Origin of the sequence: Microbispora sp. CSR-4, assembly GCF_008033685.1 — a bacterium.
GTDB lineage: Bacteria > Actinomycetota > Actinomycetes > Streptosporangiales > Streptosporangiaceae > Microbispora.
On record NZ_VJVX01000125.1, the window covers coordinates 1 to 5,717 of the forward strand.

Genomic DNA, 5,717 nt, shown 5'->3' on the forward strand with positions numbered 1-5,717 from the left:
CCCGGCGCGACAGCCGGGCCACCAGGCTGACCACGACCGCGATTTCACACTCCAGCCGAACCGCTCAGCCAGCGACCTGATGAACGTGAAAGATCGAGGTCAGTGGCCATCGCCGTCACCAAAGCGGTTCCAGCGGCAAGTACTATCGGATCCACTCCGCCCACTCCTTACGCAGGGTAGGAATTGCTCAAGCCGCCGGTGTTACCGACAGCCGAGCAGCCAGTGACAGCCACGGCCAGGGATATTGCCCCTCCTACGCGGCGATTATGTGCGACATTCACGAATGGTCTTATATACCCTGAATGGATCGGTCCACAAGGTGTAATCCATTGCTTTTTAAGTCAACCTCGATCATTCACGGCTGGGTAAGGTCACCCGACCGGGTTCGGCTGATGGAAGTTTCTGCCTTGCAGTCCGGACCTGGCCGCGCTTCCCCTCCGAGATCACTCCCGGCGGCTCATCGCCGAGCGCCTGCGCCTGGGCGCCTTCGACGAGCTGACCGAATTCCGGCTCATCCAGTGTGCTCACATGATGGGGTTCCGGGGCCGCTTCTCCACCAAGTCCCGTCGCTACTCCACGACCTCCGGCATCGCCGGCGTCCGCCAGATCTTGTTCGAGTCCCGCATGATCGACACACCGCCCCGACGACGGCCCTGGGCGCGCACCCTGGAGCAGCGTTTCGCCCAGGTGCCGATGGCCGACCAGGTCCGCCAGGTGCTGCTGCGCTATGTCCGCACCCGCGCCGCGGTACTACGACCCCGATCGGTGGAGAGCCTGGTCAACGACCTGCTGCCGTTCGCCGAATACCTCACCGACCGTCATCCCGACGTGACCTCGCTGCGCCAGCTGGAGCGGCACCACATCGAGGGCTACCTCATCTTCAACCGCACCCGGCCCTGGCGCGGCCAGCGCGCCGCGGCCGGGGCAGGCCGGACCGTCTCGGCAGCAGTCGCCCAAGCAGCGGCACTCAGCCTGCGCAACATGCTCGACGACATCGCCGCCTGGGGCTGGGCCGAAGCACCCACGCGCCGCCTGGTCTTCGCCGCCGATATCCCCAAACTCGACCAGCCGCTGCCCCGGGCGCTGCCGCCCGACATCGATGCCGCCCTTATGAATGCCGTCGCCCGCCTGGACGACGATTTCGCCCGCCTGGCCCTGCCCGTCCTTCGCGGTGCTGGGCTGCGCGTCGGCGAGCTGCTCGACCTGGAGGTCGGCAGCATCATCGACTACGGTCCCACCGGGACCTGGCTGAAAGTCCCGCTCGGCAAGCTCGCCACCGAACGCATGGTCCCCCTGGACGCCGGCACCCTCACCGCGCTGGATGAATGGGCCACGCTGCGCGGCGTTCACCGACCGTTGCCGCATCCACGCACCGCGACACCAACCGACTTCCTGTTCACCCTGCACGGCCGCAGACTCGGCGCGACCCGGCTGCGCAACGGCCTGCTCGCCGCCGCCGAACTGGCCGGGCTCCGCGCACCCGACGGCGGCGTGCTCGTCGTCACCCCGCATCAGCTCCGCCACACCTGGGCCACCGGCCTGGCCAACGCCGGGATGAGCCTGCAGGCGCTGATGGCTCTGCTCGGGCATGTCACCCCGCAGATGACCATCCGCTACGCGACCTTGGCCTCCCCGACGCTGCGCACCGCCTACGACGAAGCAATGGGCAAGATGCGCCGCCAGTTCACCCTGACCCCGGCCGGCAAGCCGATCGTCCCGGACAAGGTGACCTGGCTGAACAGCGAGATGCTCAAGACCCGCGTCGCTCACGGCTACTGCTCCCGACACGAAGCCGCAGGCGCCTGCCCCTACGCCAACATCTGCGAAACCTGCGACAACTTCGTGACCGGCCCCGAGTTCACTGACGCCCTGCGCAGCCAGCTCACCGATGTTCAAGCACTCCAGGCCGACGCCGACCATCGCGGTTGGGACAGCGAGGCGGCCCGCCACGCCCGCGTCGCCGACGCACTCACCGACCACATCTCCCGCCTCGAGCGCTGAACTGCGACTCCCTCAACTGCCTTGCCCTGAGGGCCAGGGCCGGTTAATCGAACGGCTGAACCGGGAAATCAAACGCCGCTCCGACGTCGTGGGCGTCTTCCCCAACCCCACCGCCCTGGGCCGCCTGGCCGGAGCCGTCCTGGCCGAACACCACGACGAATGGCAAGTCAGCGACCGCCGCTACCTGTCCGAGGGCTCCATGGCCCAACTCGCCGCCCCGCCCGCAGACGATCTGGCCAAACCCCTGGCGCACACCACCCTCACCGCGTCATAGTCACACCAACCCACAACTCCCCAACCCCACACGATCAGCAGCGAGTTGCACCACTCAGCGGGACATCACCCAACTCATTGCGCCCGCAGCTCTACGTAAACGCAGCCTGCGGTCCGAGGTACTGATCAGTGCTACGTCGATACGACGAATGCCCTCGCGGCATTGATCGTTATGAGCGGAATAATCAGTCGACCGCTCTCCGGACGCCTGGACTATTCACTCCCTCGCGCAGGGCGGATTTTCTTGTCTAATCCCTGCTTTCCATCGTGTAGTCGGGATGTGTTTCTCCGGAAGGGTGCGCCGTCGGTCCGCCGGGCGGCCCGAGGCGCATGACCAGGGATAGCCAACGACTCAGAGAGCCCTCAGAGAGCGAGCCCTCAGAGCCGACTCTGCGCTGGCAGGCGCCGACTCTGAACAACTCAGAGGCAACAGGCGGCGGGTTATGAGAAAAGTCTGCGGCGAAACTCTGAATCAGCTATGAGCAAATTCTGAGGCGGTGCGTACACCGGTTTCGAGACCAACGAATTCCTCTCGGACTGGAGCAAGACATGAGCACCGATCCCGTCGCCGGTTCCCCGCTGGACACCGCGGAGACCTCGTTCCGGCTGCTGACCACAGGGCCGGGCGCGCTGTCCCTGAACTGCACCACGCTCGCCCCCGCCCTCCCCAGAGGCGAGGTGAACCTCGCAGAGCTGCGGATGCTGCTCACCAGCCGGCACGTCGGCGACAAAACGCGTGACGCCGTCTGGCGGGAGCTGGTCACACGGGCGCGGGTGCGTAAGGGTGCGTGGACGGTCGCCGCTGTCGGGATGGGGATGCCCGCCTTGCGCACGATCGCCGCGACGCTCACCCGGGACCTTCCCTATGGGGACCCGGCCGACGTCGACTCCGAGATTCTGGGCGGCTACTTGCGGGCCCTGCTCCGCCTGGACCTGGACACCACGGACGTACGCACCCGGCTGTGCCAGGCCGCGCGGTGCGCGGGCGAGCGTGCCATACGGCACATCGCAACGACGGAGCGGCGGCGACTCCCGGATGAGTCCCCTCCCCTGCGACGTCCGCGTCCCTGCCCCGAGCTGGTGCTGGCCGACTCGGTGGCCCTCGGCGTGCTCAGCGAGCAGGACGCAGAACTGATCCTCCTGACGCGACTGGGCGGCATGCCGTTGCGGCAACCGTCCCCCACGACTCCCCCGCCCCCCGCTTCCTCGGTGAACGAGGAAGCGCCTACGGCTTCCGCGCGGAGCCAGGGAACTCCGGATGCATCAACCGCAACCGACCCGAAGGGAGGCAGGGACACCACCCCTGGCTCCGCGCGGATTTCCTTCCGTCCCCAGCCGTCTGCCACTCGCGGTACCGCCCCGGCCGCTCGCCGCTGGAACGTGCTGCCGTACCGGCGGCTGTGCCAGCGGGCGGCACGAGTGATCGGTTTCCGCGTCCTGCCGATGCTGGCCGGCGCGGTGCCGTTCGTTGCCGCCGCGGCAACCAATGCCCTGGCCTCGTCGGTCATCGCCGCTCCGTCGGACCTGAACACGGTCTTCACCAACCTGCGGAACTGGCTGATCGGCCTGCTCGCGACGCTGGCCACGCTGATGCTGACCCTCGGCGGGCTGCGCTACCTCGTGGCGGGCGGAGACCCCGGCGAGGTCCAGAAGGCCAAGGCGGCGTTGAAGGCCGCCGCCTTCGGCTACGCGCTGGCCGTCCTGGCCCCGCTGTTCGTGAGCATCCTCAAGCGCGTCGTGGGCGGGTGAACCCGGTGACCCCGATCCGCGTGATGCTCGCCGTGGCTGACCGAGACCGGCCGCAGACGGCAGCCGCACCTGCCCGGCACGCCGCGTCGGCCGGCAGTGCGGCAGGGCGACCGGTTGAGACCACCACCGGGGTGGCACTGCGTGTCGTTGTCGCTGCCGGCGTGGTCGTCGGCGCGTGCGCCATGGTGGTCGTCACCGCTGCCTCGGCTCACGCGACGCCTACGCCTCTGCCTTCTCCTGTTCCTGGGCTGTCCCCGTCCTCTCCTGGTGAGCTGCCGGTGCCGGAGGGGACGGGGATCGGCTTCGGCATCGGGGACTGGATCACGGGGCAGATCAACTCCTGGTTCGCGAGCCTGGTGTACCTGGCGATCAAGCCGTTGCTGGACCTGCTCGCGGTGACGCTGCTGGCCACCCCGGATGTCTCCGGCAGCGGTCGGATCTTCGACCTGTGGACGGCGACCGCCGCGATCGCCAACACCGGGTTCGTCTTGCTGGCGACCGTCGGTGCGATCAGCGCGATGGGTCACCAGACGGTGCAGACGCGCTACGCGGTCAAGGAGGTCCTGCCCCGGCTGTTCATCGCCGTCCTGGCCGCCAACACCAGCTTCCTGCTGTGCGGCAAGGTCATCGAGATCGCCAACGTTCTGTCCACGGCCTTGCTCGGGCAGGACTTCGACGGTCGCCGGGCGGCCACCACTCTCCAGCTGCTGATCATCGCGCCGGGCGCCTCGCAGCAGATCTTCTACGTCCTGCTCGCTCTGGTCGCGGTCGTCCTGCTGCTGCTGTTGTTGATCACGTTCGTCATGCGGGCGGCGCTGGTGCTGTTGCTGACGGTCGCCTCGCCGCTCGCGCTGGCCTGCCTGGCTCTGCCGTACACCGAGGGACTGGCCCGGTTCTGGTGGCGGGCCTTCACCGGACTCCTGCTCATCCAGGTCGCCCAGTCGCTCACGCTCGTCCTGGCGGTGCGGATCTTCTTCAACCAGGACGGGCGGCTGCTGCTCGGGCTCCTGCCGACCGGTCAGCTCGTCAATCTGGTGCTCGCCCTGTGCCTGCTGATCATCTTGATCCGCATTCCTGGCTGGATCTCTCGCCGGATCTTCGCCGGGGTCGGCGGCCACTCGACGATCGGCCGGATGGTCAAGTACGCCCTGGCCTACAAGCTCACCTCGCCCGTCCTGGCCGCCCTGCACCTCCGCCCGGGTGGACGCCGGAGCAGCACGCCTCGGGCCGCCGGGCACGTGGCCGCCGCCCACGCGATGGCCGGGAGAACGATGGCCAGCCGAGCGCTTCCGGCGCTCGCCGCCGGTCCTGCTGGTACGGCTACCGCTGCCGGCGCGACTGCCCTGACCGGAACCGCCGCCTCCGCGGCCCGAGGTGGGCCCGGCCCTGCCAAACACGCGCCCGTGGCCGCCCGCCGCCCGGTGAACCCGGCGGATTGGGAGGCCGCCCCTGTCAAGCACGCTCCGTCCGCTCCTGCCGTCCAGGGCAAGTACCGGAGGCCGCCGCGGCCGTCCGGTCCGGTTCCCCCGACGACGCCGGTATACGGCCACCCGCGCGAGACCTACTACGCCAACGGCCCGGCCGGGCTGGCCCAAATGTACCGGCTCCGCACCCAGAACAGCCCATCACGGCCTGCCCGCCCACCGGTCCCGCCGGTGATGTTCCGGCCTCCCGTCTACCCCTCGCAGGGCGTC

At 68.7% G+C, this 5,717-nt stretch carries 3 protein-coding genes and 1 pseudogene; all 4 read left to right on the plus strand.

Features of this window, described 5'->3' with window-relative positions; translation table 11 throughout:
* Positions 1–420 precede the first annotated feature (420 nt).
* On the plus strand, positions 421–2,001 hold the full coding sequence (locus FLV34_RS43335) for a replication initiator (RefSeq protein WP_315985232.1): 1,581 nt from the start codon (positions 421–423) through the stop codon (positions 1,999–2,001).
* A 46-nt stretch (positions 2,002–2,047) separates the two neighbouring features.
* Positions 2,048–2,275, plus strand: a pseudogene (locus tag FLV34_RS43095) (transposase); the annotation flags it as partial.
* A gap of 548 nt (positions 2,276–2,823) precedes the next feature.
* Positions 2,824–4,023 carry a hypothetical protein gene (locus FLV34_RS43100; protein WP_261986075.1) on the plus strand — a complete coding sequence of 400 codons (1,200 nt, stop codon included), beginning with the start codon at positions 2,824–2,826 and terminating at the stop codon, positions 4,021–4,023.
* 278 nt (positions 4,024–4,301) lie between these two features.
* A partial coding sequence (locus tag FLV34_RS38635; protein WP_369074167.1) for a conjugal transfer protein TrbL family protein occupies positions 4,302–5,717 on the plus strand: 1,416 nt, incomplete at its 3' end.

Bases quoted from the DNA above. Each gene is read 5' to 3' on its own strand.
- FLV34_RS43100 (WP_261986075.1), top strand. From the start codon at position 2,824: ATGAGCACCGATCCCGTCGCCGGTTCCCCGCTGGACACCGCGGAGACC.